This is a genomic window from Kitasatospora sp. NPDC059571 (assembly GCF_042735675.1).
GTDB lineage: Bacteria > Actinomycetota > Actinomycetes > Streptomycetales > Streptomycetaceae > Kitasatospora.
This window is the reverse complement of record NZ_JBHWBW010000720.1, coordinates 1-2,519: the sequence shown is the minus strand read 5'-3', so window position 1 is coordinate 2,519 and position 2,519 is coordinate 1. Positions and strand designations below refer to the sequence as shown.

Here is a 2,519-nt window from a genome sequence, read left to right as displayed (position 1 = left end):
CGCGCGCGCCGCTCTCACCGGCCAACCCCCCCCCCACCCACCCCCCCCGCGGGGCCCCCCCAAACCCGTCCCCCCCCGGGGCCGCCCCCTCCCGGGCCGGGCTCGCCACGGCCGCCGAGTCCGGCGTCCGCGGCCCGCTGGACGTCATCCAGTACGCCAACCTCGGCGCCGACGCGGTGCTGGTCGGCGAGTCCCTGGTGACCGGCAAGGACCCGAAGGCCGCCGTGGCCGACCTCGTCGCGGCCGGCGCCCACCCGGCCCTGCGCAACAAGGGCTGACCGCTGCAGTGAAACTCGCCTCCCGTCTCGCCCCCGGCTGCCGCCCGCGCGGCTGCCGCGCGCCCGCACGCCGGGTGCTGGGGCGGCGGGTGCGGTACGTGATCGGCTGCGAGCCCGGCCAGGTGCCGGGCCGTCGATGGCGCAGGACGTGCGGCTGAGCAGCCGCTCCCGTACGTCACCGCATCCATCGAACCCAGAAGGACGCTTCACCATGTCCGAGAAGGACTACCTCCCGGGCGCCCAGGTCCCGGACGCCCGCGGCTACTTCGGCGCGTACGGCGGACGCTTCATCCCGGAGGCGCTGGTCGCCGCCGTGGAGCAGGTCGCCGAGGAGTACGAGAAGGCCAAGACCGACCCGGCCTTCGCCGCCGAGCTGGACACCCTGCTGAAGGACTACACCGGCCGGCCGAGCCCGCTCACCGACGTGCGGCGGTTCTCCGCCGAGGCCGGCGGCGCCCGGGTCCTCCTCAAGCGCGAGGACCTCAACCACACCGGCTCGCACAAGATCAACAACGTGCTGGGCCAGGCCCTGCTCACCCGGCGGATGGGCAAGACCCGGATCATCGCCGAGACCGGCGCCGGCCAGCACGGCGTGGCCACCGCCACCGCCTGCGCCCTGTTCGGCTTCGACTGCACCATCTACATGGGCGAGGTCGACACCGAGCGCCAGGCGCTGAACGTCGCCCGGATGCGGATGCTCGGCGCCGAGGTCGTCGCCGTGAAGTCCGGCAGCCGCACCCTCAAGGACGCCATCAACGAGGCGTTCCGCGACTGGGTCGCCAACGTCGACACCACCCACTACCTGTTCGGCACGGTGGCCGGCCCGCACCCCTTCCCGATGATGGTCCGCGACTTCCACCGGATCATCGGCGTCGAGGCCCGCGAGCAGGTCCTGGAGCGCACCGGCCGCCTCCCGGACGCGGTCGTCGCCTGCGTCGGCGGCGGCTCCAACGCGATGGGCATCTTCCACGAGTTCATCCCCGACGCCGGGGTGCGCCTGATCGGCTGCGAGGCCGCCGGCGAGGGCGCCGAGACCCCGCGCCACGCCGCCACCCTCACCAAGGGCGACCCCGGCGTGCTGCACGGCTCGCGCACCTACGTGCTGCAGGACGAGGACGGCCAGACCATCGAGTCGCACTCCATCTCGGCCGGCCTGGACTACCCGGGCGTCGGCCCCGAGCACGCGGGGCTGAAGGACACCGGCCGGGCCGAGTACCGCCCGGTCACCGACGACGCCGCCATGCAGGCGCTGCGCCTGCTGTCCCGCACCGAGGGCATCATCCCGGCCATCGAGAGCGCCCACGCGCTGGCCGGCGCCCTGGAGCTCGGCCGCGAGCTCGGCCCGGAGGCCACCATCCTGGTGAGCCTGTCCGGGCGCGGCGACAAGGACATGCACACCGCCGCCGAGTACTTCGGCCTCTACGACAACAACGGGGGCAAGTGACCATGGCGTCCAAGCTCAGCAAGGCCCTGGCCGCGGCCAAGGCCGAGAACCGGGCCGCCCTGATCGGCTACCTGCCGGCCGGCTTCCCGACCGTCGCCGGCGGCATCGAGGCGGTCGACGCCCTCCTGGCGGGCGGCTGCGACGTGGTCGAGATCGGCCTGCCGCACTCCGACCCGGTGCTGGACGGCCCGACCATCCAGACCGCGGACGACATCGCGCTGCGCGGCGGCGTCCGGATCAAGGACGTGCTGCGCACGGTGGCCGAGGTGGCCGCCGCGCACCCGGAGGCCCCGGTGCTGGTCATGACGTACTGGAACCCGGTCGACCGCTACGGCGTCGCCCGGTTCGCCGCCGACCTGGCGGCCGCCGGGGGAGCGGGCTGCATCCTGCCCGACCTGCCGGTCGAGGAGTCCGACGAGTGGCGCAAGGCCGCCGGCGAGCACGGGCTCGACACCGTGTTCGTGGTCGCGCCGAGCAGCAAGGACGCCCGCCTCGCCGAGGTCACCGCGGCCGGCAGCGGCTTCGTCTACGCCGCCGCCGTGATGGGCGTGACCGGCACCCGCGCCGCGGTCGGCTCGATGGCCGAGGACCTGGTCGCCCGCACCCGGGCCACTACCGAGCTCCCGGTCTGCGTCGGCCTCGGCGTCTCCACCGCCGACCAGGCCGCCGAGGTGGCCGCCTTCGCCGACGGCGTGATCGTCGGCTCCGCGTTCGTCCAGCGGATCCTGGACGCGGACGGCGACAGCGCCAAGGCCCTGGCCGACGTCCGGGCCCTGGCCGCCGACCTCGCAGCGGGC

3 protein-coding genes and 1 pseudogene are annotated in these 2,519 nt (G+C 74.8%); all 4 read left to right on the top strand.

Translation table 11 applies throughout. The features are described from left to right. Positions 1-278 (top strand): annotated as a pseudogene (locus ACFV0G_RS38250) (hypothetical protein); the annotation flags it as partial. Continuing rightward, entirely contained in the window at positions 275-436 is a 162-nt protein-coding gene (gene trpM / locus ACFV0G_RS38245; RefSeq protein ID WP_380558144.1) for a tryptophan biosynthesis modulator TrpM, read from the top strand. The pseudogene ACFV0G_RS38250 and the gene trpM, both read left to right, overlap by 4 nt. Positions 437-489: 53 nt before the next feature. Continuing rightward, complete coding sequence (gene trpB, locus ACFV0G_RS38240) at positions 490-1,722, top strand: tryptophan synthase subunit beta (RefSeq protein ID WP_380558141.1); 1,233 nt, start codon at positions 490-492, stop codon at positions 1,720-1,722. Between the two features lie 2 nt (positions 1,723-1,724). Beyond that, positions 1,725-2,519 (top strand): tryptophan synthase subunit alpha (trpA, locus tag ACFV0G_RS38235; RefSeq protein ID WP_380558138.1); only part of this gene is annotated, 795 nt, incomplete at its 3' end.